We start from the raw sequence: 23,158 nt of genomic DNA on the forward strand, positions 1-23,158 counted from the left end.
GAACCAGGGATGCACGCGGTGCCAGGACGGTTCAGCCGGCCTTCATCGCGTCTCTGGCTTTGGCATAGTGTAGAGTATCAGGGGTAGAATATCATGGCGCGGTCGCCTGACCGGCGCCCGGGCTTTTCGCGCAGGGCGCAATACGGGATCTTTACTGGCTACGTGATCGCCGTTGTCGGCGTCGTGGCGGGTCTCGTCGTGCTTGGCGTCTCGATGTTCAACCCGGAAGCCTTTGCCTTTGCCCGCACCACCGCGAGCGAAGTGGCGCGCCCTCTGGGCCAGGCGGGCGCGGAAACGCGCAGCGCCAGCCAGGGTTTGTTCGCGGCGATCGGCGCCTACTTCAACGCCGGCCGCCAGAACGCCGCGCTCACCCGCGAAGTGCAGGCCGCGCGGGCCGATGCAGTGACGATGCATGCGCTGCAACAGGAAAATGCCCGGCTCAAGGCGCTGCTCGGGATTGTCGACCCCGCGTTCAAGCCGGTGACCGGCGCGCGCCTGATCGGTTCTACCGCCACCTCCACCCGGCGCTTTGCCGTGCTGTCGGTGGGTAGCCACCAGGGCGTGCAGAACGGGCAGCCAGTGCGCGCCGCGGGTGGCCTGATCGGCCGCGTGGTGGAAACAGGGCCCGATACCGCGCGCGTGCTGCTGGTCACCGATCCTGACAACGTGGTGCCCGTGCGTCGCGCGTCCGACGGGTTGACCGCGTTCGTCCAGGGCGGCGCCAACGGCAAGATCGAAATCCGCCTGATCAACACCGGCGTCGCCACGCTGCGCACCGGCGACGTCTTTGTCACCTCTGGTTCGGGCGGGCTCTATCCCCCGGGCATCCCGGTGGCCGTGGCCACCCAGCCGCACCGCGATGGCGCCACGGGCCACCTGGCCAGCGATCCGGCCGATGCTGATTTCGTGGTGGTGCTGCCCGCCTGGCAGGCCAATGCCCAAGCCGCGCTGGTGGCCGCGCAAAAGGCCGCGCCCCCGCCGCCGGCCGACGACAACACCCCGTAAGGCCGCCCACGATGCCGCTCCCCTTTCTGCCCGCACGGCCCGAAGACCTTGTGCGGCGACGCCTCAATCGCGGGCCATTGCCGTTTCTGGCCAAGGGCTTGCCGTGGCTGTCGATCATGCTGGCATCGATGGTGACATTCTCGCCGGTGGTCGCCTCGGCGCCGGTGCTGCCACCGCTCGGCTTCATGACCCTGCTGGGCTGGCGTCTGCTGCGGCCCACGCTGCTGCCGATCTGGGCCGGGCTGCCGCTCGGCCTGTTCGACGATCTCTACAGCGGCCAGCCGTTTGGCAGCGGCATCGTGCTGTGGTCCCTCACCATGCTGGCGATGGACGTGATCGATGAAAAGTTCCTGTGGCGCGGCTTTATCCAGGATTGGTTGACCGCTGCCACGCTGCTGAGCGCCTATGTCGTGCTGACCGCGGCCTTTGCCGGGTTGGTCACCAGCTATCCCCTGCCCGTGACGGTCGGTCCGCAGGTGCTGCTGACCGTGCTGCTTCATCCCGTGGTCACGCGCATTGTCGCGCTGCTCGATCGCATTCGCCTGCTCCCGCTCAAAAGGCTGTGACGTGAAGCAGAAGCTGCCGTTGACTTCGGCAATCCTGACCAACCGCTTTGAACGCCGCACGTTCGTGCTGGGCATGGCCCAGGCCAGCGTCGGCGTGCTGCTGGCCACGCGCCTGGCCTATCTCGCGATCTTCGAGAACGACAAGTACAAGGCGGCGTCGGAAAGCAACCGCGTCAACCTGTCGCTGATCCCGCCGCGGCGCGGCTGGGTGCTCGATCGCAATGGCGCCGCGCTGGCCTCCAACCGTGCCGATTTCCGCGTCGACGTGATCCCCGATCGTCTGGTCAATCCCGACGATACCCTGTCCAAGCTGTCGGGCCTGCTCGGACTGACGGCGGACAAGGTCAGCGACATCAAGGACAAGCTCGACAAGGTGCGCGGATTCCAGCCGGTGGAAGTGGCCGCCAAGCTGGACTGGGACAAGTTTGCTGCAGTCAGCGTGCGCCTGCCCGAGATGCCCGGCGTGATCCCGCAGCGCGGCTATTCGCGCTATTATCCCACCGGGCCGTCGGTGGGGCATCTGGTCGGCTATGTCGGTCCCGCCTCGGCCGAAGATTACGAGCGCGAACACAATCCGCTGCTCATCACACCGGGTTTCAAGATCGGCAAGGATGGTCTTGAAAAGCATTTCGAAACCCGCCTGCGAGGGGTACCTGGCGCGCGCCGGGTAGAGGCCACGGCAACTGGCCGCGTGGTGCGCGACCTGGGCACGCGCGAAGACGTGCCGGGCCAGCCGATCCAGCTCACCGTGCTGGGCGGGCTGCAGGACTATGCTGCGCGGCGCATTGGCCTGGAATCCGGCTCGGTCGTGGTAATGGACTGCGCCACCGGTGACGTCCTCGCGATGGTGTCGATGCCGTGCTACGATCCCAACAGCTTTTCTGACGGCATCGGCCGCATCGAATGGAAAATGCTGTCGGAAGACGATCACGTACCCTTGCGCAACAAGGTGCTGCGCGGGCTCTATCCCCCTGGCTCCACGGTCAAGCCGCTGGTCGCACTCTCGTTCCTCGAGGCCGGGCTCGATCCCAAGGCATCGGTCAACTGCGCCGGGGGGCTGCGCGTGGGCAACCGCGTTTTCCACTGCTGGAACCACCACGGCCACGGCCAGACGGACATGCTCAAGGGCATCTATCAGTCGTGCGACGTCTATTTCTATCACTTCGCCCAGCAGATCGGCATGGACAAGATCGCCGCCATGGCGCGACGCCTGGGACTGGGCCAGGAATTCCCCATGCCCTATCCCGGCCAATCCTATGGCACGGTGCCCGATCCCGCGTGGAAGCTGCGCAAGTACCACAAGGAATGGGCGATCTATGACACAGTGAACGCCACCATCGGCCAAGGCTATATGCTGGTGAACCCGCTGCAGCAGGCAACGATGGTGTCGCGCATCGCCTCGGGCCTGCAACTCACCCCGCGCCTGATGCTCGACAAGCATGCCCCGCCCCCACCCTCGATGGGCTTTGCCCAGGAACACCTTGATCTCATTCATGCAGCGATGAACGAAGTGGTCAACGGGCGCGGCACGGCGGGCAAGGCGCGCATCCCGATCGATGGCGTGTTGATGGCCGGCAAGACGGGCACGGCGCAGGTCGTTGGCCTGCAACACGGCAATGGCAAGAACGTGGAATGGAAGCGGCGCGACCATGGCCACTTCATCTGCTTCGCCCCGTTCGACAAGCCGCGCTATGCCTGCGCCGTGGCGATCGAGCATGGCGGCGGCTCGCCCAGCGCCTATCCGATCGCACGTGACGTGATGACCTATCTGTTCGATCCGGCCAAGGCGATGGCCGCGCTGGAGGAACTGGAAAAGGGCTGGGGCGGCAACGTGCAGCAGCGCATGGCCGCCCGCTACAACACCTTTGCCGCGCAATATGGCGCCAGTGCCCCGCGGGCGCCCGACGAGGCGCAGGCAAGCCAGGTGATGGAAGACGAAAACAAGCCACCCGCCGCGCCGGCCGCGCCGCAAACCGATGCTGCGCCCCCGGCGCCCGAACCCGATGCGCCGCAGCCGCAGCCGACGCCGAGCCCGGCCTCTGGCGGAACCCAGGCGGGCGGTGCCGCGCCCAACGGGGGGCAGTGATCGCCATGCGCCGCGCCTATGTTCCTACCGGCCTGTCGCGCCAGCCCTGGGGCGTGCTGCTGCCGCTGCTGATGCTGGTGTGCTTTGGCGGGGCCGTGCTCTATTCGGCGGCCGGCGGGCATTTCCAGCCCTGGGCGCTGATGCACGTCGCCCGCTTCTTCGTGTTCCTGACCATGGCCATGGTGCTGGCGCGGGTGCCGCAGGATTGGTTCCGGCGGGCCGCCCTGCCCCTCTATGGCCTGCTTTGCGTGCTGCTGGTGTTGGTGGAACTGATCGGTGGCATCGGCGGGGGCAGCCAGCGCTGGCTAAACCTCGGGTTCATGACGCTGCAACCCTCGGAACTGATGAAGCCGGGCATCGTGCTGGTGCTCGCCTGGTTCTACAGCGTGCTGCCGACGGGCGAAACACGTAGCTGGCGCGCCGTGGCGCCGGCCATGGGCCTGCTTGGCTTTCCCGCCGCTTTCGTCATGCTCCAGCCTGATCTGGGCACGGCGCTCGCCATCTGCTTTGGCGGGGTGGTGGTGATGTTCCTGGCCGGCCTGCCGCTGCGCTGGTTCCTGGGCGCGGGTGGCGCCGGGGCAGTGATCGCACCGCTGGCGTTCTTCTTTGCCCTGCACGATTATCAGCGCAAGCGCGTGCTGGTGTTCATGGACCCGGAAAGCGATCCGCTGGGATCGGGTTATCACATCACCCAGTCCAAGATCGCGATCGGTTCGGGCGGCTTTCTGGGCAAGGGGTTCGGCAATGGCTCGCAAAGCCATCTCGATTACCTGCCCGAAGCGCATACCGACTTCGTCTTTGCCACCATGGCCGAAGAATGGGGCATGCTGGGCGGCCTGTTCGTGCTGCTGGTGTTTGGCCTCATCATGCGCTGGGGCCTGAAAGTGGCGATGAACGCGCCTGACCGGTTTTCCCGCCTGCTCGCCGCAGGGATGACCGCGACGATCTTTTTCTATGCCTGCATCAACATGATGATGGTCATGGGCCTGGCGCCCGTGGTGGGCATTCCGCTGCCGTTCCTGAGCCATGGCGGCTCGTCGATGATGACCAACATGATCTGCATCGGCACGATCATGGCGGTCGATCGGTGGAGCCGGCGGAGTTCCACAGGTCTTTCCTAAAAAAGTTGAAATTGGGGCTTGGCAGGGGCGGAGAAATCGCTATTGGGGCCGCTCCCGGGCGGCGACGGTCGCTCGGGAACCCGGACGCATAGCTCAGTTGGTAGAGCAGCTGACTCTTAATCAGCGGGTCCTAGGTTCGAGCCCTAGTGCGTCCACCATCCTACTTCCGGTGCACCAACACCGGCCTGCCCGAACAGCAGGTGTGGACGCATAGCTCAGTTGGTAGAGCAGCTGACTCTTAATCAGCGGGTCCTAGGTTCGAGCCCTAGTGCGTCCACCATCCCTTCTTCCGGTGCCACTCACCGGCCTGCCACAACCGGCACGGACGCATAGCTCAGTTGGTAGAGCAGCTGACTCTTAATCAGCGGGTCCTAGGTTCGAGCCCTAGTGCGTCCACCACCGTTCCCTGGCAGCAGACGCACCAGCGTCATCCCCCTTATCGCAGATCGAGCACCACGCGCCCTTCGATGGTGCCGGCGGTCATCCGTTCGAACGTGGCGTTGATATCCTCCAGCTTCACCGTTTCCACCGTAGCGCGCACCTTGCCTGCGGCGGCAAAGTCCAGCGCCTCGATCAGGTCGAGCCGCGTGCCCACGATCGAGCCGCGCACGGTGATGCCGCCCAGCACGGTATTGAAGATCGACAGCGGGAAATCGCCCGGTGGCAGGCCGGTCAGCACCACAGTGCCGCCGCGCGCGGCCATGCCCAGTGCCTGTTCGAAGGCCTTGCGCGATACGGCGGTGACCAGCACGCCTTGCGCGCCGCCACAGTGGGCCTGAACGAACGCAGCGGCATCGTCCTGCACGGCGTTGACGGTAAGCTCTGCGCCCAGCCGGCGGGCAAGATCGAGCTTCGCCGCGTCCACATCCACCGCGATCACCTTGCGGCCCATGGCCTTGGCATATTGCACCGCCATGTGGCCCAGCCCGCCGATGCCCGAAATGGCCACCCAGTCACCGGGCTTGGTATCGGTCATCTTGAGGCCCTTGTAGACCGTGACTCCGGCGCACAGGATCGGGGCGACTTCCACCAGATCGAGCCCGGCAGGAATGTGGCCGACATAGGCGGCATCGGCCAGGGCATATTCGGCAAAGCCGCCGTTGACCGAATAGCCGGTGTTCTGCTGCTCGTGGCACAGCGTTTCCCAGCCACCCAGGCAATGCGGGCAATGGCCGCAGGCCGAATGCAGCCAGGGCACGCCCACGCAATCGCCTTCCTTCACACCCACCACGCCCGGCCCCACGGCCACGACATGGCCCACGCCCTCGTGCCCGGGAATGAACGGAGGCTGGGGCTTGACCGGCCAATCGCCACAGGCGGCGTGCAAATCGGTGTGGCACACCCCGCAGGTCGCAATCCGCACCAGCACCTGGCCAGGGCCGGGCTGCGGGATGGGCACGCGCTCGATCGTCAGCGGTTGCCCAAAGGCATGCACCACGGCGGCTTTCATCGTTTCGGCCATTGCCATTCTCCATGTTTCGCCAATGACATGGAGAATGGCATGAACTGCCAGGGGCGGCTTTGGCCTCGATCAACGATGGCCATGTGCCAGCGTAAAGGCACTGACGGAACGGCGTAGCGCAGAGCCCTGCGAAAGGCTGAGGGCGAACGGGGAATTAGCGGGATGTCCCCCCGCATTGAAGACAGGGTCTGCGTAGTGTCCGTTCGGGCTGAGCTTGTCGAAGCCCCGTACCTAGCCGAGCGTTTCAGCCCATCGCGCCGAACTTTCCAACCTGGAAATCCGCATAGGCCTGGTGGATTTCGGCCACGCTGTTCATCACGAAGGGCCCGTGCGACACGATCGGCTCGTCGATCGGATCGGCATGGCCCAGCAGGATCACGCTGTCCTCCTGCGCCACCAGGTCGAGCTGGTCACCCGGCGTCAATTCCACCAGGTTGAAGGCTGGCGCCACCGTGCCATCCACGGCAATGCTGCCGCGCACGACATAGAGGAACACGTCGCGCCCCTGCAGCCCCTCGGCCACCAGCATGCCACCGGCATTGAGATAGGCGAAGCTCATGAACACGCCCGTCAGCGAAGCGACCGGCCCCGTAACGCCGCCGCGCGTGCCCGAAACCAGATGCACGCGCACGCGCCCGGCGTCTTCGGTCAACACCGGCACGCCATCGGCCTGCACCCCGGTATAGCGCGGCGCGGTCATCTTGAGGCGGGCCGGCAGATTGACCCACAACTGTAGGATTTCCACCGCCCCGCCCCGGCGCTTGAAATCGTCTGACGAGATTTCGGCATGGATCAGGCCGCTGCCGGCCGTCATCCACTGCACCCCGCCGGCGTGGATCGTGCTTTCGTGCCCGCCGGTGTCGCGGTGGGTCAACTCGCCGGTGAGGATGAAGGTGACCGTTTCAAAGCCGCGATGCGGATGCGGCCCGAATGGCAGGCCCCGGTTGGGCGAAGGATAGACCTGCGGCCCATGGTGGTTGAGGAACAGGAACGCGCCAAGATGATCGAGCGCGGGCCCCGGCAGAGGGCGGCGGGTGACAAGATCGCCGATGTCATCCCGATGGGCGGGATGCAGGCGGTGAATGGTGCAGGCTTCCTCAGTCATGCCCCATGATACGACCAAGCGCCGGAAAAGACGCAAGGAAAAAGGGGCGGCGTGCCCTCCCCGGCGCGCCACCCCTTCCCTTTTCAGCCGCGTGGCTGATCAGTAAGCCAGAACCAGCGTGGCAATCGCGGCGCGCGGGGCACCGATCTGCACATTGGTATAGCTGCCCGTATAGCTCACCTGGTTGTTGAACGTGCCCGAGAACCCGCCCGCGTAATACTGGTTGAACAGGTTGGTCACGTTGAGCTGGAGATAGGACCGGTCGTTGAGACCGACCGCGCCCAGCGCCACGCGCGCATCGAGATCGACCAGGGTGTAGGACGGCGTCTTGGCGCCATAGGCCACCGTGGTCGTGCCCGCGAGATAATAGGGCGTGTTCTGGTCGTTGACATAGCGCGGACCGGTGCGCTTGACCTGAACCCCCAGGGTGAAGGGCTGGAAATTGCCCGCCAGGCGCGCGCCAACCGTGGTGATCGGCACGGCGGATTCGAACTTGCCAGCGGTGGCCAGTTCGCCGGTGGGCGAATCGACATTGTCCTTGATCCGCGAATGCAGCCACGAGCCAAAGACATAGCCGCTCACGTGCGAGGTGAAGCGGTACGACACGTTGGCATCGATACCATAGCGATCGACGGTGCCCAGGTTGGTGTAGATCGCGGTGTTGGCGTCAGGCTGATAGGCCGTGCCCAGGCGGTTGGTGAAGTGGGTGTACCACAGGTCTGCCTGCGCCTGGAGCGGGCCGCTGGTACGGCGGAAGCCAAGGTCGAAGTTGTCGGTCTTTTCCGGGTCCACCAGGCCGGCATTGCTGCCATTGGCAAAGTAGAACGACTGATAGAGCGAGGTCGTCTGCGGAACAGACATGCCCTTGGAGTAATTGAAGAAGATCTGGCCGGCGCTGGGCAGGTCATAGGTCACGCCCAGGCTGGGCAGCACGGCATTGTAGTTATAGGTGCGGCGTTGCGGCGAAACCGCGCTGGGGTTGGCCGCGGCATAGGTTGCCGCCGATGCGCCGAACACGCAGCTTACGCCGCCGCTGCTGCTGCGGGTGAAGCAGTCGTTGGTGAGGTCGCGGTGCATGAACGGCGCGCGCAGGCCGGCATTCACTTTCAGGCGGTTGTCCATGAAGCTGCCGCGATATTCGGCCGAAACCTGGTTGAGCAACGCGATCGAGCGCGTGTCACGCTTTTCCACCACGTTGCCCGCGCCATCGGCGAGCGGATCGTTGACCGGCGAGATCAGCACCGGCGAGCCATCGCTGTTGAGCATGCCGAGTTCGCCGGTCTGCGAAATGACCGAGCGGGCAAAGGCATAGGCAATACGCACGGCCTGGCGGCTGTCGATGTCATAGCGCATCGAGGTGGTCAGCGCGATGCGGTGCGTGGTCGTCTGGCTGGGCGCCAGCAGGCGCACCTTGTCCAGCGTATCGCCGTCGCCGTTGAGATCCTCACCCAGGTAATAGCTGCCGTTGACATAGCCGGTCATCCCGGCCGAGGTGCCTTCCGAGGCCACAACCGTGCCGCCGCCATTGGCCTTGGTCCACTGATAGCTGGGGTCGATCGTCCACACCAGGCCTGGCGCCAGCGTCAGGCGCGCGCTGCCGCGCAGGTTGAGCAACTGCGCCGGGTTGACGCGATAGTCATAGGCCGAACCGCAGGTGTTGGCATTGTCGGCCGTGCCGGCATTGGCCGCCGCCGTGGTGCACGGCGCATAGTGGTAATAGCCGTTCTTGAAGCTCGTCGGGAAATAGGTGAAGCCGACGCCGGTATCGGCCGTCAGCGGCACGTTCGACAGCGGGACCGAGCCCGAGAAGTTGTTTTCCGTGCCGACATAGGTGCCGGTCAGCGACAGGAAATCGCCATTGGCGCCCAGCGGTTGATAGATGCCGCCGTTGGCCTGTTCGCGCCGCACCTTGCCATAATTGTTGAACGGCGAATCGTTGTGCGAGTGGCTGTATTCGCCATAGAGGCGCGTGCCAGCCGGCCCGATCGCGCCGCTGTCCACCATGCCCATCACGCGGTAGTAATTGTCGGTGCCCATCGCGCCCGAGGCCTTGAGGTGGAAATCCTCGGTCGGCTTGTGCGAACGGATGTTGATGGTGGAGCCGGATGCCGACGAGGTGGGGCTATCGACGTCGGTCGTGCCGAAATTGACCGCGACCTGATCGATCACTTCGGAATCGAGCAGCTCGCCCGAATAAAGCGCATAGTTGCCATCGTCGTTCAGCGTCACGCCATCGATGGTTTCGGAAATGCGCGTGGCATCAAAGCCGCGGATCATCAGCGTACCGCCGCTGCCACCATAGGGATCGTTGTTCTGGAAGCTGACGCCAGGCAGGTAATTGATCATGTCGTTGATCGACTGGCCGGGCGTCTGCCGTTCGATCCAGGCCTGGCTGAGAATGGCCGAGGCCTTGCTGGTATCGGGATTGGCGACGCCGACGATGCCCTTCTGGGCCGTGCCGGTCACCACGATCTGGTTGCCAAAATCCATGCTGCCGGTGGACTGGGCCAGCGCCGGCGCGGCCAGGCCCAGGCTTGCCAGGGCAAGCACGGTGGCGCTGGCGTGGGCCGCCAGGCAGTATTTTTGTTCGGTCATATTGCCTCCTTGAAACCGTGGCCGGATAAGGCGCAAATATGCCAGATTTGCTACAGATATTCGGTATATCCCGTTGATTTATTATGATATTTTAGAATCATCTAGAAACACATGCAACGATCTTGGTTGCATATTGCAATGCGGTGAAATGGTCATCGCATTGCAACAGTTTCGCACGAATCCCGTCAATCAATCGTCATTCTTTTCCGCCAGCCAATCGGCATAACGCGGCCGCGCCAGTTGGAACGAGGTATCGCTGCGGCTGTACCATCCCGCGCCATGCATGCGCGCGATCAGGCCCATGGCCATGGTATCGACGTAGAGGCGATCGACGTCGATGAAGCGGTCCTGGATATGGAAACGCACGACTTCGCCCAGCACGATCGTGCTTTGTCCCGCCTCGATCGCCTGATAGAGCCGGCATTCCATCGATACCGGGGCCGTAGCGATGCGATCAGGCGCAACCACGCTCGACGGCGCCAGCGACAGGGCGGCGTGTGCCGCTTCGTCAAATCCGGGCGGGGCATCGATGCAGGTAAAGTTCATCGCTTCCGCGTCATCTTCTGACACAAGGTTTACAACGAATTCCTTCGTTTCCAGGATATTGGCCGGGGTATCCTTGTGGCGGCCATCGGCCTGGCGCAGGAATCCGATCGTCAGCAAGGGCGGATCGGCGGCGACCATGTTGAAGAAGCTGAACGGCGCGGCATTGGCCGCCCCGGCGGCCGATCGCGTGGTCACCCACGCGATCGGCCGCGGCGTGACCGAGGCGCTCATCAGCTTGTAGCGATCACCCGCCGCCATCTGCGAAAAATCGAACTCCATCAGTTGTCTCCATCACGCGCCACGCCGCCGGCGCTCTTTGGGCCGCACGCCAGGCGCTGTCCATATGCCCGCGCGGCCACAACGCGCGAAGACCGCAAGCGGCACCATGGCCATCCCCGTCTGCCGCATGCTATGCATGCAGAAACATCATCATAAGCGAGGATCTTCATGCGCGCGTCCAGCCTTTCATTCCGCCGCCTGGCCGCTTCGGCGCTGGCCCTCCTCGCCGCCTCGTCGGCAGGCAGCGCGTTCGCGCAGCCCATGGCGCCCAGCAGCGCGCCCGCCTGCCCCGCCACGCCGGCCGCCCTGCCCCCGGCCTTTGCCGCGTGGAGCAATGCGACAACGCTGGAAAGCGCCACCGATCGCCCCGGCCTGGCCATGACCAAGATTGCGCCGGGGGAAGCAGAAGCGCTGACGCTGCACCCCATGGCCGAAGTGCACTATGCCTTGCCGCCGCAAAAGCCTGCGGCTCCGGGCACCTTCGGCGGAATGGTTGCCCTGCACGTCACCACTGCGGGCACCTATCGCGTTGCACTCAGTTCCGCCGCCTGGGTCGATCTGGTCTCGGCCGGGGCTGCACTGCCCACCACCGCGCACGGGCATGGGCCGGATTGCAGCGGCATTCGCAAGATCATCGATTTCGCGCTGCAACCGGGCGACCATGTCGTCCAGATCGTTGGCAACGCCACCAGCACCATCACGGTTCTGGTCGTGCCGCAAGGCTGACCAATACTCACACAGCAATGTGATACACCCTCTTGCATATCACATTTCGATGTGACAATGCAGGTGCATGTCAAACGAACTCATCGAACGCGTCCGCAAGCTGGTGACCGAAGGCGGCATGTCGCGCGCAGGGCTTGCCCGCGCGGCCGGCCTGCACGCCAACACCCTGCGCGAATGCACCTCGCCCGGTTGGAATCCCACTGCCGACACGCTGGCCAAGCTGGAGCGGGTGTTGACCGAGGGCGACGACAGCCCCGCCATCGTGCCGATCGAAGAGATTATCGAGGAAGCACGCAACGGCCGCATGTTCATCCTGGTGGATGACGAAGACCGCGAAAACGAAGGCGATCTGGTCATCCCCGGCCAGATGGCCACGCCCGACGCAATCAACTTCATGGCCACCCACGGGCGCGGGCTGATCTGCCTGACGCTGACCCGCGCGCGCGTCGAGGAACTTGGCCTCGAACTGATGAGCCGCAACAACGGCACGCGCCACGAAACCGCGTTCACCGTTTCGATCGAGGCGCGCGAAGGCGTGACCACGGGCATTTCCGCGCACGATCGCGCCCGCACCGTTACCGTGGCGATCGATCCGGCCAAGGGCCGTCATGACATCGTCACGCCCGGCCATGTCTTTCCGCTGATCGCACGCGATGGCGGCGTGCTGGTGCGCACCGGCCATACCGAAGCGGCGGTCGATATCTCGCGGCTGGCCGGACTCAACCCCTCGGGTGTGATCTGCGAGATCATGAAGGACGATGGCACCATGGCCAGAATGGACGATCTCGTTCCATTTGCCCGGCGCCACGGCCTCAAGATCGGGACGATCCGCGACCTGATCGAATATCGCCGCCGGCATGACCATCTGGTGCAGAAGGTGGCCGAAGTGCCGTTCACGTCTGACTATGGCGGCGACTGGCGCGTGCTGACCTATCGCAACAAGGTGGATGGCACCGAAAGCCTGGTCCTGCAAAAGGGCCAGGTCATTCCCGGCACGCCCACGCTGGCGCGCGTCCATGCCTTTTCCGCGTTTGACGATCTGCTGGGCCGGGCCGGCGCGCGCAAGCGCACCCTGCAGCGCGCAATGACCGAAATCGGCCGCGCTGGGGCCGGCGTGATCGTGCTGCTGTTCCCGACCGCAGACAGCGATCCCGTGCGCGGCGCTACGCCGGGCCAGGACATGGACCTGCGCGCCTATGGTATCGGCGCCCAGATCCTGGCCGATCTTGGCATCCACGACCTGGTCTTGCTGTCCAATTCCCACCACACGCCGATCGCGATCGAAGGCTATGGCCTCAACATCGTGGGCGAGCGCCCGATTCCAGCGGAGTAAGTTTCTTGGCCAAGTTCCTCATCGTTGAAGCCCGGTTCTACGCGCATCTCAACGACCAGCTCATCGCCGGCGCCCGCGCCGCGCTCAAGGCAGCCGGCCACAAGGCCGATGTCGTCACCGTTCCCGGCGCACTGGAAATTCCGGCGGCGATTGCGCTGGCTGACCAGGACGGCAGCTATGATGGCTATGTCGCCATTGGCGTCGTGATCCGCGGCGAGACCTATCACTTTGAAATCGTCGCCGGCGAAAGCGCGCGCGGCATCATGGCGCTGACCATGGACGGCCTGCCGATCGGCAATGGCATCCTGACGGTGGAAAACGAAGCGCAGGCCCTGGTCCGCGCCGATCCGGCGCAGAAGGACAAGGGCGGCGAAGCGGCCAAGGCGGCCCTGGCGCTATACGATCTCAAGCAGAAGTGGGGCGACTGATCGCCTGAGGCGCCTCCCCGCAAAGCGGTGGAGGCTCCTCAATCTCCCCTACCGCTTGCGGGAGGGGTTTTCTTTTATACTCCCCTCCCGCTTGGGGGAGGGGCTGGGGGAGGGAATGTTCCGAACGACATTCCAACACCCCCTCACCCAACCCTCTCCCCGGCGGGGAGAGGGTTTTTTTATGTCCGGATCAGGCGAGGCGCCCGAACGCGCCACGGCCGGCATAGCGCGCGGCCTGGCCCAGCTCTTCCTCGATACGGATCAGCTGGTTGTACTTGGCAAGCCGGTCGGAACGGGCGAGCGAGCCGGTCTTGATCTGGCCGCAGTTGGTGGCCACTGCCAGGTCGGCAATGGTTGCGTCTTCGGTTTCGCCCGAACGATGGCTCATCACCGCGGTATAGCCCGCGCGCTGCGCGATGCTGACGGCTTCGAGCGTTTCGGTGAGCGTGCCGATCTGGTTGACCTTGACCAGCAGCGAGTTGGCCAGGCCCTTGCCGATGCCCATTTCCAGGCGCTTGGGGTTGGTCACGAACAGGTCGTCGCCGACCAGCTGCACGCGCTTGCCAATCTTGCTGGTGAGCGCGGCCCAACCTTCGAAATCGTCTTCGGCCATGCCGTCTTCGATCGACAGGATGGGATAGGCATCGCACAGCGCGGCCAGGTAATCGGCCATGGCATCGGGGCTGAGCGAGAGGCCTTCGCCGCTGATTTCATACTTGCCGTTGCGGAAGAATTCGGTGCTGGCGCAGTCGAGCGCCAGGACCATGTCTTCGCCCGGCTTGAACCCGGCCTTTTCGATCGAGGCCATCACGAAATCGAGCGCATCGCGCGTGCTGGCAAGGTTGGGGGCAAAGCCGCCTTCGTCGCCCACGGCGGTGGCCAGGCCCTTGTCCTTGAGGCCCTTCTTGAGGGTGTGGAACACTTCCGCGCCCCAGCGCACGGCTTCGGCCAGGGTGGGCGCGCCCACCGGCATGATCATGAATTCCTGGAAATCGATCGGGTTGTCGGCATGTTCGCCGCCGTTGATGATGTTCATCATCGGTACCGGCAGCACGTGCGAGGAAACACCGCCAACATAGGAATAGAGCGGCAGGCCACGCGCATCGGCAGCGGCCTTGGCCACGGCGAGCGAGGTGCCGAGAATGGCGTTGGCGCCGATGCGGCCCTTGTTCTCGGTGCCGTCCAGTTCGATCATCGCCATGTCGATGTCGCGCTGGTCTTCGGCGTCGAGGCCGAGCAGGACTTCGCTGATCTCGTCGTTGACGGCGTCGACCGCCTTGGTCACGCCCTTGCCCAGATAGCGGCTCTTGTCGCCATCACGCAGTTCGACTGCTTCGTGCGCGCCAGTCGAGGCGCCGGACGGCACGGCAGCGCGGCCGAACGAGCCATCGTCAAGGAGAACGTCGACTTCGACGGTGGGATTGCCCCGGCTGTCGAGAATTTCGCGGGCGTGAATATCGATGATCGCGGTCATGATCGGCTTCCCTTGGCTTTCGGTGGCCGGCCCCCAGTGGGCCTGCTTCCAGCAGCGAACGACGGTGTAACTATCCAGGGCAAGTTTCTCTGGACTTCACCGGCCTGCCGGGCTCCTATCGGGTGGAACCTTGGCAAGCAAGCGGCGTTGGCTTGCAAGATGGCGTAGAGCGGCAAATAATGCCGCAGTGCAACACCTGAACGCCGCCCGATCCATGGCCCATGCAGGGCATACGATTGTGGCATACGAATTTGTCGAAAGAGAAAGGGATTCTCATGGCCGACACCGCACCTGAAACCAACGAAACCGAAGCTGCCATCAAGGATGCCGGCGCCGATCTGGTGGATGCCGGCACCAAGGCGGCCGATGCCGTCGACGTGAAGGCGCACGACCTGGCCGCCACGGCACGCGATCTGGCCGAAAAGGCCAAGACCCGCTTTGCCCAGGCCGTGGACGAAGCACGCAGCAGCGCCGAAACGCTCAAGGCCGAGGCAATGGAAAAGAGCCAGGTCTACAAGGACAAGGCCAGCGACACCGCCGCGCAGTGGTCTGACGAGGCCAAGGCCCTGGCCGCGCAGGCCAAGGACAAGGGCGCCGATCTGGCGCACGATGGCAAGGCCAAGGCCAGCGAAGCGCTTGCAGCCGTGGGCAAGGCCATTGCCGGTTCGGCCGACGCGATCGATGAAAAGCTTGGCGTCAAGTATGGCGACTATGCCCGCACCGCTGGCAAGAGCGTGGAAGACACCGCCGACAAGCTCGCATCCAAGGACTTTGCCGAACTGGGTGAAGACGTGAAGACCTTCGTGCGCAAGAGCCCGGCCACCGCGCTTGGCATCGCGGCCGTGACCGGCTTCGTGCTGGCGCGCCTGTTCCGCGGTGGCGACAGCACGGATGCCTGACAGCAGCGAGGCCACGCCGCTGGCCGCGCGACTCGAAGCGCTGTTCCGCCAGGGTGAAGCCGTTCTCGGCGCCGAGATGGCCTATCAGAAGGCGCGCGTTGGCTTTGGCTGGAGCCGGGGTAAACGCGTGGCCGTCTATCTGCTCCTGGCTGGCGCGTTCGGCGGCTTGACCCTGGTGGCGCTCGTGGTGGGCCTGCTCATTGCGCTGGCGCCACTGTTGACGGCGTGGGGGGCGCTGGCGGTGGTCGGGCTGGGCCTCATGCTGCTCAGCGGCCTGTGCTTCCGCGCCGCCGTGCGCGCGTTTCGCGATGCGCGCGATACGGTGCTGGGTAAGCCCACCCGGGCAGAAGCGGCAGTGGTTGCTGCCGTAGAGCAGGAGAACGCCATGCAGGAAACAGCGGCATGAGCGCCGAGGAAACCCTGCTGGCCGCCGCCCAGGCGCGCGCGCAGGCCTGGCAAGACATGCGATCGGAACTTGTCGGTCTCAAGGATGACTTGGCCGCGCGCTCCCTGGGGCAGCGACTGCGTGATCGCCTGATCGACGAAATGGTGGAAGCCATCGACGGCGCCGGCACGGTGATCAAGGATACCGCACCGGCGCTGATCATTACCCTGGTGGTGCTCGCAGGCTGGACCTTGCGCGAGCCGCTGATGGCCCTTGGCCAATGGCTGTGGGACAAGCGGCCGAGCGGATGGTTCGGCAAGCGCGAAAATCGCAAGTGGGGGCGCAAAACTGGAGGATTATGGTGAGCGACGACACGAAGCAGACGCCTGAACTGACCCCGGTAGTGCCGGCGCAGGACGACGATAGTAGCCAGGCGAGCGATCGCGTGGCCCAGGCCCGCGCCAAGGCTGCGGAGGTGGGCAGCACCGTGCGCCAGGTGGTGGAGCAGCACCCTCTGGCGGCGCTGGCCGGTGGCATCGCGCTTGGCCTGGTCGTCGGCAAGCTGGCCACGCGCAGCCGCAAGCCGACTGCCGCCTCAACCTTTGCCAGCCTGGCCGAACCGGCCGAGCAGGTCGCCGCCGGGCTCGGCAAGAAAGCCAGCACGCTGGCGACGCTGGCGGCAGAGATCGCCCTTGCCTATGCCGCAAAGGCGGCCGATGCCGGCCGCGAAGGCGTGCACAAGCTGGAAGACATCGGCAGCGAAGCGGGCGGCAAGGTGGCCGAGGGTGCCGGCGAAGCACGCAAGAAGGCGACCGATCTGGCCGAAGTGGCTGCCAACGCCGCACGCGAGGCGGCCGACGTGGCGCTGGCGAAGGCCAGCGAACTGGCCGCCCGCCTCAAGCGCTGAGCACGCCCGCCCTGCCCCCAGCGCCGTTTTGCGCAAATGCCCGTGCGCAGGTTGCAAATGTGCAGCCGCGCACGGGTCTTGCGCAAAGCCGCACAGTTTGCCATCGGCTTTTGGCATCCTCCCAGGGAAGGGCCACAATGCAGAAACTCCATCTCGTGATGGGCGGCCGGGTCAAGGACCCGCAGACGCTCGATTTCGTCGATCTCAAAGCCATCGATCTCGTCGGTGTCTATGCCGATTACGCCGCGGCCGAAGAAGCCTGGCGTTCGGCCGCGCAGCGCACCGTTGACGATGCCGAAATGCGCTATGTGGTGGTCCACCTCCACAAGCTGCTCGATCCGGCGCAAAGCGACGCCTGATCGCAGCGCGATCGCGCCAATGCAAAAAGCCCCCGGAAACAGCAGTTTCCGGGGGCTTTTTGATGGCTTTGCGCAGGATCGGTTCAGATGAACTCGATCTTCTGCACCAGGTAGAACTTGTCGCCCGAGGGAACCGTGACTTCGATTTCCTCGTCCACCTTGCGGCCGATCAGCGCGCGGCCGAGCGGCGAATTGTAGCTGATGCGGCCACGCTTGGCGTCGGCCTCGGCCTGGCCCACAATCTGGTAGCGCACCGGCTTTTCATCATCGTCGAGCAGCGTCACCGTGGCGCCAAACACGATGCGGTCACCCGACAAAGTGGTGGGGTCGATGATGTGCGCGCGGCTGATCTTGTCTTCGAGATCGGCGATCGTCGCTTCAACCTGCCCCTGGCGTTCCTTCGCGGCATGGTATTCGGCATTTTCGGAAAGATCGCCGTGGGCGCGTGCTTCCTCGATGGCGTCTACGATCCGGGGACGCTCCTCGCGCAGCAGCTTGAGCTCGGCAGTCAGCTTTTCATAGCCTTCCTGGAGCATCGGCAGCTTTTCAACACTGGCCATCCGTAATCCTTCTCTTTCAATTCCCTGGCCCAATGGGTTCGAGGGAAAACCGTTCCCCCGCCGGGCTGGAAACCAGCCTGGCCACGTTCAGCCGCGATGGGCAACGCTGTGGGAGGGGAACCCTTGGACGATCAACGATAATAGTCTTGCAGTGACTTCACTTCAAGTTCGGCACTGCGCAAAGCCTCGATCGCCTCTGCCGCAGCCACCGATGCGGTGGCTGTGGTGAAGTAGGGAACCCTGCCATTGAGCGCCGACGCACGGATCGAAGCGGAGTCCTTGTGGCTTTGCCAGCCTTCGGTCGTGTTGAAAATAAGGGCAATCTCGCCATCGATGATGCGATCGACGATGTGCGGGCGGCCTTCGGCCACCTTGTTGACCTGTTCCACGTTCACGCCGTTGTCAGCCAGGTAGCGGGCAGTGCCGCCAGTGGCGACAATCTTGAAGCCCATCGCCGCCAGCTTGCGCACGCCCGGCAGAACTACCGGCTTGTCGGTATCCTTGACCGAGACGAACAGCGTGCCGCCCTGCGGCAGGCGGGTGCTGGCGCCCAGCTGCGCCTTGGCGAAAGCCATGCCGAAATTGTCGTCGATACCCATGACTTCGCCGGTCGACTTCATTTCCGGCGAGAGCACCGGATCGACGCCGGGGAAGCGCGCAAACGGGAACACCGCTTCCTTCACCGCCATGTAATCGATGTCGCGGCGGATTTCGGGCAGATCGGCCAGGCGTTCGCCGGCCATCACGCGGGCGGCATACTTGGCAATGGGCTGGCCCACCGCCTTGGCCACAAACGGCACGGTGCGGCTGGCGCGCGGGTTCACTTCGATCAGGTAAACGTCGCCATCCTTGACCGCGAACTGGATGTTCATCAGGCCCCGCACTTGCAGCGCCTGGGCCAGCAGAACCGCCTGCCGCTCCATTTCGGCAACGATTTCGGCCGGCAGGTTGTAGGGCGGCAGGGTGCAGGCGCTGTCACCCGAATGGATGCCGGCTTCCTCGATGTGCTGCAGCACACCAGCCACGCGCACGGTTTCGCCATCGGCCAGCGCATCGACATCGCATTCGATCGCATCGCGCAGATACTGGTCGATCAGGACCGGGCTATCGCCGGAAACCTGCACCGCCGTGGCAATGTAGTCTTCCAACTGGGCCTGGCTGTCGACGATTTCCATGGCACGGCCACCCAGCACGTAGCTGGGGCGGATCAGCACGGGATAGCCGATGCGGCTGGCCACGGCGATGGCTTCGTCGCGGCTGCGGGCAATGCCGTTCGCCGGCTGTTTGAGGCCAAGCTGCTCGACCAGCGCGGCAAAGCGCTCGCGGTCTTCGGCGAGGTCGATCGCGTCGGGCGAGGTGCCCAAGATCGGGATGCCGGCGTCTTCCAGCGCCTGCGCCAGCTTGAGCGGGGTCTGCCCGCCGAACTGCACGATCACGCCGACCAGTTCCCCGGTGGAGCGCTCGACATCAAGGATTTCCAGCACGTCTTCCGCCGTCAGCGGCTCGAAATAGAGGCGGTCCGAGGTGTCATAGTCGGTGGAAACGGTTTCCGGGTTGCAGTTGACCATGATGGTCTCGAACCCGGCGTCTTCCAGCGCGAAGCAGGCGTGGCAGCAGCAATAGTCGAACTCGATGCCCTGGCCGATGCGGTTGGGGCCGCCACCCAGGATCACGATCTTGCGGCGATCGCTGGGCATGGCTTCGTTTTCGGGTTCGCCAAACAGGCCACCTTCATAGGTGGAATACATGTAGGGCGTGACCGCTTCGAATTCGGCGGCGCAGCTATCGATGCGCTTGAACACCGGGCGCACGCCCAGCTTGTGGCGCAGCTTGCGTACTTCGGCCTCGCTGGTGGCGCCAGCCATGGCCGAAACCACATCGTGGACCAGGCCCGAGCGGGCGTGGTTGGGGCTGCCGACCAGGCCCGCCGACCGCACCGCCAGCTTGGCCAAGCGCTTGTCGGAAAAGCCCATGCCCTTCAACCGGCGCATGCCTTCGGCCGTCACGGGCAGGCCGTGCTGGATCACCGCTTCTTCCTCGGCGATGATTTCGGCGATGTGGCGCAGGAACCAGGGTTCGTACTTGGTCACGGCGTGGACGTCTTCGACGCTGAAGCCTTCGCGGAAGGCCTGGCCGACCACGAGCAGGCGCTCGGGCGTGGCGCGGCTGAGCGCGGCGTTGATCTCGTCGCGCGTCGCGCCTTCAAGGGCATCATAGCGGTTGAAGCCGTCGAGGCCGGTTTCCAGCCCGCGCAGCGCCTTCTGCAGCGATTCCTTGAGGTTGCGGCCGATCGCCATGACTTCGCCGACCGACTTCATCGCCGTGGAGAGCAGCGGTTCGGAACCCTTGAACTTTTCAAAGGCAAAGCGCGGGATCTTGGTGACGACATAGTCGATCGTCGGTTCAAAGCTCGCCGGCGTGGCGCCGGTGATGTCATTGGTGATCTCGTCGAGGGTATAGCCTACCGCCAGCTTGGCCGCGACCTTGGCGATCGGGAAGCCGGTGGCCTTCGACGCCAGCGCCGAGGAGCGCGAGACGCGCGGGTTCATCTCGATCACGATCAGGCGCCCATCCTTGGGGTTGACCGCGAACTGCACGTTGGAACCGCCGGTTTCCACGCCGATCTCGCGAAGCACCGCGATCGATGCATTGCGCATGATCTGGTATTCCTTGTCGGTCAGCGTCAGCGCCGGGGCCACGGTGATCGAATCGCCGGTGTGCACGCCCATCGGATCGACGTTTTCGATCGAGCAGATGATGATGCAATTGTCGTTCCGGTCACGGACGACTTCCATCTCGTATTCCTTCCAGCCGAGGAGCGATTCCTCGATCAGGACTTCGGTGGTGGGCGATGCTTCCAGGCCGCCACGGACGATCTTGATGAACTCGTCCTTGTTATAGGCAATGCCGCCGCCGGTGCCGCCCAGGGTAAAGCTGGGGCGGATGATCGAAGGCAGGCCCGTGGTTTCGAGCACGGCGAGTGCTTCTTCCACCGTGTGGGCCACGCCCGAACGGGCCGATTCCAGCCCGATCTTGTCCATCGCGTCGCGGAACTTCTGGCGGTCTTCGGCCTTGTCGATCGCCTCGGCGTTGGCGCCGATCATCGTCACGCCATACTTTTCCAGCGTGCCGTCATTGGCCAGGGCCAGCGCCGTGTTGAGCGCGGTCTGCCCGCCCATCGTGGGCAGCACGGCATCGGGCCGTTCCTTGGCGATGATCTTGGCCACCACTTCGGGCGTGATCGGCTCCACATAGGTGGCATCGGCCATTTCCGGGTCGGTCATGATCGTGGCCGGATTGGAATTGACCAGGATGATGCGATAGCCCTCTTCCTTGAGCGCCTTGACCGCCTGCGTGCCCGAATAGTCGAACTCGCAAGCCTGGCCGATGATGATCGGCCCGGCGCCGATGATCAGGATCGAGGAGATGTCAGTGCGCTTGGGCATGGGTGGGCCTTTGTCTTTGTTCTGGCGTCAGCCGTGCCGGGCACGGCGAATGGGTTCGGAAACGATGGCTGGGCGCTTAGCCCAGCATGCTCACGAACTTTTCAAACAGATAGAAGCTGTCCTGTGGGCCGGGTGAGGCTTCGGGATGGTATTGCACGCCGAACGCCTTCTTGCCGGTGATCGCGATCCCGCAGTTGGAACCATCGAACAGCGAGACGTGGGTTTCGATCACGTTTGCGGGCAACGCGCCGGGCGTGTTGTCCACGGCAAAGCCATGGTTCATCGAGGTGATTTCCACCACACCGTCTTCGTTGCGCTTGACCGGATGATTGGCGCCGCGATGGCCCTGGTTCATCTTGGTGGTCTTGGCGCCCGCAGCCAGGCCGAGCATCTGGTGCCCGAGGCAAATGCCGAAGATCGGCACGTCGGCCGCCAGCAGCTGCTGGATCACCGGCACGGCATAGGCGCCGGTCGCGGCCGGGTCACCCGGGCCATTGGACAGGAACACGCCGGCCGGCTTGAGCACCATGATATCGTCAAACCCGGTCTGCGCCGGCACCACGGTCACGTCCGCCCCGGCCTTGACCAGATTGCGGAAGATATTGTCCTTGGCGCCGAAATCCATGGCGACCACGTGCGGGCGGCCAGTGCCTTCGGGGCGGGTATAGCCCTGCCCCAAGTGCCAGACCGAACCCTGCCATTCTTCGCGGGCCTCGCGGCTGACGACGCGAGCGAGGTCAAGGCCTTCCAGCCCCTGCCAGGCGCGCGCCTTTTCCAGCAGCGCTTCAAGGTCGAACTGTCCTTCGGGGTGATGCGCGATCACCGCGTTAGGCGCGCCCGACAGACGGATGCGGCGGGTCAGCGCGCGGGTATCGATGCCGGCCAAGCCGATGCGGCCCTGGCGCTCCATCCACTGCTGGAACGTGCCCTGGGCGCGGAAGTTGGCCGGCGCGGTCACGTCTTCGCGCACCACGCAGCCCACGGCACCGGGCACGCCATGGCTTTCCATGTCTTCGGCATTGGTGCCGACATTGCCGATGTGCGGGAAGGTGAACGTAACGATCTGCGATGCATAGCTCGGATCGGTCATCACTTCCTGGTAGCCGGTCATCGCGGTGTTGAAGCACACCTCGCCAACGGCTTCACCCACGGCGCCAAAGCCTCGGCCCCAGGCGACCGAACCGTCGGCAAGGACGAGAACACCCGTCGATCCTTCTGGTTGGGACGCAAGCGAAAGGGCGGGGTCGGCCATTATGGGGGCGCTCCGTTGGCAGGGGTTCTGGCGATGTTGCTAAGGCCCGGCCGCTACGCTCCTATGGCCGCAGCGTCAACCTAGCGGTTCAAGAAAGTTTGTCCTAGGAGGAATCCTTTGCGCCGCCCTGCGCGGCCCGAACACCCACAGGAAAAACACGACATGATCCGCGACACGATCAAGGCCGCGCAAGTGGCTGCCATGAAAGCCGGAGACAAGGGACGCCTTGCCGCCGTTCGCCTGATCCTGGCCAAGCTCAAGGACAAGGACATCGAACTGCGCACCGCAAAGACGGTGCCGGACGACGATGCCGTGGTGATCGACGTGCTGCAAAAGATGGTCAAGCAGCGCCGCGAATCGATCACCCTGTTCGAGCAGGGCGGCCGCCAGGAACTGGCCGACGTGGAAAAGGCCGAACTGGTCGTGATCGAGGAATTCCTGCCCGCGCAGCTTTCCGAAGACGACGTGAAGGCGGCGATCGAAGGCATCAAGGCCGAACTTGGCGCCACCGGCATGAAGGACATGGGCCGCGTGGTGGCCGAACTGAAAGCGCGCCACGGCACGCAGATCGATATGAGCAAGGCCAGCGGGCTGGTGAAGGCGGCGCTGAGCTGAGCATGATGG

Annotated in this window: 21 protein-coding genes and 3 tRNA genes; 16 read left to right on the forward strand and 8 right to left on the reverse strand. The window is 64.6% G+C overall.

Going from position 1 to position 23,158, the window contains the following annotated elements; all coding sequences use genetic code 11:
* The first annotated feature begins 93 nt into the window (after window positions 1–93).
* The 7 genes from mreC to C8K14_RS02405 all read left to right on the forward strand — a co-directional run bounded on the left by mreC (window position 94) and on the right by C8K14_RS02405 (window position 5,177).
* Complete coding sequence (gene mreC, locus C8K14_RS02375; RefSeq protein WP_107715584.1) at window positions 94–1,005, forward strand: rod shape-determining protein MreC; 912 nt, start codon at window positions 94–96, stop codon at window positions 1,003–1,005.
* An 11-nt stretch (window positions 1,006–1,016) separates the two neighbouring features.
* The gene (locus C8K14_RS02380; protein WP_028657394.1) at window positions 1,017–1,571 is read left to right on the forward strand and encodes a rod shape-determining protein MreD; all 555 of its coding nucleotides are present in this window, start codon (window positions 1,017–1,019) and stop codon (window positions 1,569–1,571) included.
* Window position 1,572: 1 nt separating this feature from the next.
* On the forward strand, window positions 1,573–3,657 hold the full coding sequence (gene mrdA / locus C8K14_RS02385) for a penicillin-binding protein 2 (RefSeq protein ID WP_107715585.1): 2,085 nt from the start codon (window positions 1,573–1,575) through the stop codon (window positions 3,655–3,657).
* 5 nt (window positions 3,658–3,662) lie between these two features.
* Complete coding sequence (rodA, locus tag C8K14_RS02390; RefSeq protein ID WP_107715744.1) at window positions 3,663–4,778, forward strand: rod shape-determining protein RodA; 1,116 nt, start codon at window positions 3,663–3,665, stop codon at window positions 4,776–4,778.
* Between the two features lie 82 nt (window positions 4,779–4,860).
* Window positions 4,861–4,936: transfer RNA gene (locus tag C8K14_RS02395), tRNA-Lys, on the forward strand.
* A gap of 46 nt (window positions 4,937–4,982) precedes the next feature.
* Window positions 4,983–5,058 (forward strand) — tRNA-Lys (locus C8K14_RS02400).
* Window positions 5,059–5,101: 43 nt separating this feature from the next.
* Window positions 5,102–5,177 (forward strand) — tRNA-Lys (locus tag C8K14_RS02405).
* A 37-nt stretch (window positions 5,178–5,214) separates the two neighbouring features.
* Here C8K14_RS02405 and adhP read toward each other — a convergent pair.
* The 4 genes from adhP to C8K14_RS02425 form a co-directional block, all read right to left on the reverse strand.
* Complete coding sequence (gene adhP, locus C8K14_RS02410; RefSeq protein WP_062782237.1) at window positions 5,215–6,240, reverse strand: alcohol dehydrogenase AdhP; 1,026 nt, start codon at window positions 6,238–6,240, stop codon at window positions 5,215–5,217.
* Between the two features lie 244 nt (window positions 6,241–6,484).
* The gene (locus C8K14_RS02415; RefSeq protein WP_107715586.1) at window positions 6,485–7,345 is read right to left on the reverse strand and encodes a pirin family protein; all 861 of its coding nucleotides are present in this window, start codon (window positions 7,343–7,345) and stop codon (window positions 6,485–6,487) included.
* A 99-nt stretch (window positions 7,346–7,444) separates the two neighbouring features.
* Complete coding sequence (locus C8K14_RS02420) at window positions 7,445–9,940, reverse strand: TonB-dependent receptor (protein ID WP_107715587.1); 2,496 nt, start codon at window positions 9,938–9,940, stop codon at window positions 7,445–7,447.
* Window positions 9,941–10,129: 189 nt separating this feature from the next.
* Window positions 10,130–10,765: a flavin reductase family protein gene (locus C8K14_RS02425; protein ID WP_107715588.1), complete on the reverse strand. Its 636-nt coding sequence runs from the start codon at window positions 10,763–10,765 to the stop codon at window positions 10,130–10,132.
* Between the two features lie 168 nt (window positions 10,766–10,933).
* Between C8K14_RS02425 and C8K14_RS02430 the strand changes: the two genes are divergently transcribed.
* The 3 genes from C8K14_RS02430 (at window position 10,934) to ribH (ending at window position 13,252) form a co-directional block, all read left to right on the forward strand.
* The gene (locus C8K14_RS02430; protein WP_107715589.1) at window positions 10,934–11,491 is read left to right on the forward strand and encodes a homogentisate 1,2-dioxygenase; all 558 of its coding nucleotides are present in this window, start codon (window positions 10,934–10,936) and stop codon (window positions 11,489–11,491) included.
* 67 nt (window positions 11,492–11,558) lie between these two features.
* Window positions 11,559–12,824 (forward strand): 3,4-dihydroxy-2-butanone-4-phosphate synthase, encoded by a 1,266-nt coding sequence (gene ribB, locus C8K14_RS02435; protein ID WP_107715590.1) that lies wholly within the window; start codon window positions 11,559–11,561, stop codon window positions 12,822–12,824.
* A 5-nt stretch (window positions 12,825–12,829) separates the two neighbouring features.
* Complete coding sequence (gene ribH, locus C8K14_RS02440; protein ID WP_107715591.1) at window positions 12,830–13,252, forward strand: 6,7-dimethyl-8-ribityllumazine synthase; 423 nt, start codon at window positions 12,830–12,832, stop codon at window positions 13,250–13,252.
* A 190-nt stretch (window positions 13,253–13,442) separates the two neighbouring features.
* Here the strand turns inward: ribH and eno are convergent, their stop codons facing one another.
* Window positions 13,443–14,726 carry a phosphopyruvate hydratase gene (eno, locus tag C8K14_RS02445; protein WP_022677770.1) on the reverse strand — a complete coding sequence of 428 codons (1,284 nt, stop codon included), beginning with the start codon at window positions 14,724–14,726 and terminating at the stop codon, window positions 13,443–13,445.
* 275 nt (window positions 14,727–15,001) lie between these two features.
* Between eno and C8K14_RS02450 the strand changes: the two genes are divergently transcribed.
* The 5 genes from C8K14_RS02450 (at window position 15,002) to C8K14_RS02470 (ending at window position 17,276) form a co-directional block, all read left to right on the forward strand.
* Window positions 15,002–15,625 carry a hypothetical protein gene (locus C8K14_RS02450; RefSeq protein ID WP_233250867.1) on the forward strand — a complete coding sequence of 208 codons (624 nt, stop codon included), beginning with the start codon at window positions 15,002–15,004 and terminating at the stop codon, window positions 15,623–15,625.
* The gene (locus C8K14_RS02455) at window positions 15,618–16,031 is read left to right on the forward strand and encodes a hypothetical protein (protein ID WP_022677772.1); all 414 of its coding nucleotides are present in this window, start codon (window positions 15,618–15,620) and stop codon (window positions 16,029–16,031) included. Before C8K14_RS02450 ends, C8K14_RS02455 begins: the two co-directional genes overlap by 8 nt.
* Entirely contained in the window at window positions 16,028–16,375 is a 348-nt protein-coding gene (locus C8K14_RS02460; protein ID WP_107715592.1) for a hypothetical protein, read from the forward strand. The genes C8K14_RS02455 and C8K14_RS02460 overlap by 4 nt, the downstream gene beginning before the upstream one ends.
* Window positions 16,372–16,917 carry a hypothetical protein gene (locus C8K14_RS02465; protein ID WP_133726747.1) on the forward strand — a complete coding sequence of 182 codons (546 nt, stop codon included), beginning with the start codon at window positions 16,372–16,374 and terminating at the stop codon, window positions 16,915–16,917. The genes C8K14_RS02460 and C8K14_RS02465 overlap by 4 nt, the downstream gene beginning before the upstream one ends.
* Window positions 16,918–17,054: 137 nt before the next feature.
* Window positions 17,055–17,276: a DUF4170 domain-containing protein gene (locus tag C8K14_RS02470; protein WP_022677775.1), complete on the forward strand. Its 222-nt coding sequence runs from the start codon at window positions 17,055–17,057 to the stop codon at window positions 17,274–17,276.
* Between the two features lie 83 nt (window positions 17,277–17,359).
* Here the strand turns inward: C8K14_RS02470 and greA are convergent, their stop codons facing one another.
* The 3 genes from greA to carA all read right to left on the reverse strand — a co-directional run bounded on the left by greA (window position 17,360) and on the right by carA (window position 22,534).
* Window positions 17,360–17,836, reverse strand: a complete 477-nt coding sequence (gene greA / locus C8K14_RS02475) for a transcription elongation factor GreA (RefSeq protein WP_022677776.1) — start codon at window positions 17,834–17,836, stop codon at window positions 17,360–17,362.
* 131 nt (window positions 17,837–17,967) lie between these two features.
* Complete coding sequence (gene carB / locus C8K14_RS02480; protein ID WP_107715594.1) at window positions 17,968–21,282, reverse strand: carbamoyl-phosphate synthase large subunit; 3,315 nt, start codon at window positions 21,280–21,282, stop codon at window positions 17,968–17,970.
* 76 nt (window positions 21,283–21,358) lie between these two features.
* Entirely contained in the window at window positions 21,359–22,534 is a 1,176-nt protein-coding gene (carA, locus tag C8K14_RS02485) for a glutamine-hydrolyzing carbamoyl-phosphate synthase small subunit (RefSeq protein WP_107715595.1), read from the reverse strand.
* A gap of 162 nt (window positions 22,535–22,696) precedes the next feature.
* Between carA and C8K14_RS02490 the strand changes: the two genes are divergently transcribed.
* On the forward strand, window positions 22,697–23,149 hold the full coding sequence (locus C8K14_RS02490) for a GatB/YqeY domain-containing protein (protein ID WP_022677779.1): 453 nt from the start codon (window positions 22,697–22,699) through the stop codon (window positions 23,147–23,149).
* Window positions 23,150–23,158 lie beyond the last annotated feature (9 nt).

The organism is Novosphingobium sp. GV079 (assembly GCF_003058045.1).
In the GTDB taxonomy this organism is placed as follows: domain Bacteria; phylum Pseudomonadota; class Alphaproteobacteria; order Sphingomonadales; family Sphingomonadaceae; genus Novosphingobium; species Novosphingobium capsulatum.

Bases quoted from the DNA above. Each gene is read 5' to 3' on its own strand.
- mreC (WP_107715584.1), top strand. From the start codon at position 94: ATGGCGCGGTCGCCTGACCGGCGCCCGGGCTTTTCGCGCAGGGCGCAA.
- C8K14_RS02380 (WP_028657394.1), top strand. From the start codon at position 1,017: ATGCCGCTCCCCTTTCTGCCCGCACGGCCCGAAGACCTTGTGCGGCGA.
- rodA (WP_107715744.1), top strand. From the start codon at position 3,663: ATGCGCCGCGCCTATGTTCCTACCGGCCTGTCGCGCCAGCCCTGGGGC.
- adhP (WP_062782237.1), bottom strand. From the start codon at position 6,240: ATGGCCGAAACGATGAAAGCCGCCGTGGTGCATGCCTTTGGGCAACCG.
- C8K14_RS02415 (WP_107715586.1), bottom strand. From the start codon at position 7,345: ATGACTGAGGAAGCCTGCACCATTCACCGCCTGCATCCCGCCCATCGG.
- C8K14_RS02420 (WP_107715587.1), bottom strand. From the start codon at position 9,940: ATGACCGAACAAAAATACTGCCTGGCGGCCCACGCCAGCGCCACCGTG.
- C8K14_RS02425 (WP_107715588.1), bottom strand. From the start codon at position 10,765: ATGGAGTTCGATTTTTCGCAGATGGCGGCGGGTGATCGCTACAAGCTG.
- C8K14_RS02430 (WP_107715589.1), top strand. From the start codon at position 10,934: ATGCGCGCGTCCAGCCTTTCATTCCGCCGCCTGGCCGCTTCGGCGCTG.
- ribB (WP_107715590.1), top strand. From the start codon at position 11,559: ATGTCAAACGAACTCATCGAACGCGTCCGCAAGCTGGTGACCGAAGGC.
- eno (WP_022677770.1), bottom strand. From the start codon at position 14,726: ATGACCGCGATCATCGATATTCACGCCCGCGAAATTCTCGACAGCCGG.
- C8K14_RS02450 (WP_233250867.1), top strand. From the start codon at position 15,002: ATGGCCGACACCGCACCTGAAACCAACGAAACCGAAGCTGCCATCAAG.
- C8K14_RS02455 (WP_022677772.1), top strand. From the start codon at position 15,618: ATGCCTGACAGCAGCGAGGCCACGCCGCTGGCCGCGCGACTCGAAGCG.
- C8K14_RS02460 (WP_107715592.1), top strand. From the start codon at position 16,028: ATGAGCGCCGAGGAAACCCTGCTGGCCGCCGCCCAGGCGCGCGCGCAG.
- C8K14_RS02470 (WP_022677775.1), top strand. From the start codon at position 17,055: ATGCAGAAACTCCATCTCGTGATGGGCGGCCGGGTCAAGGACCCGCAG.
- greA (WP_022677776.1), bottom strand. From the start codon at position 17,836: ATGGCCAGTGTTGAAAAGCTGCCGATGCTCCAGGAAGGCTATGAAAAG.
- carB (WP_107715594.1), bottom strand. From the start codon at position 21,282: ATGCCCAAGCGCACTGACATCTCCTCGATCCTGATCATCGGCGCCGGG.
- carA (WP_107715595.1), bottom strand. From the start codon at position 22,534: ATGGCCGACCCCGCCCTTTCGCTTGCGTCCCAACCAGAAGGATCGACG.
- C8K14_RS02490 (WP_022677779.1), top strand. From the start codon at position 22,697: ATGATCCGCGACACGATCAAGGCCGCGCAAGTGGCTGCCATGAAAGCC.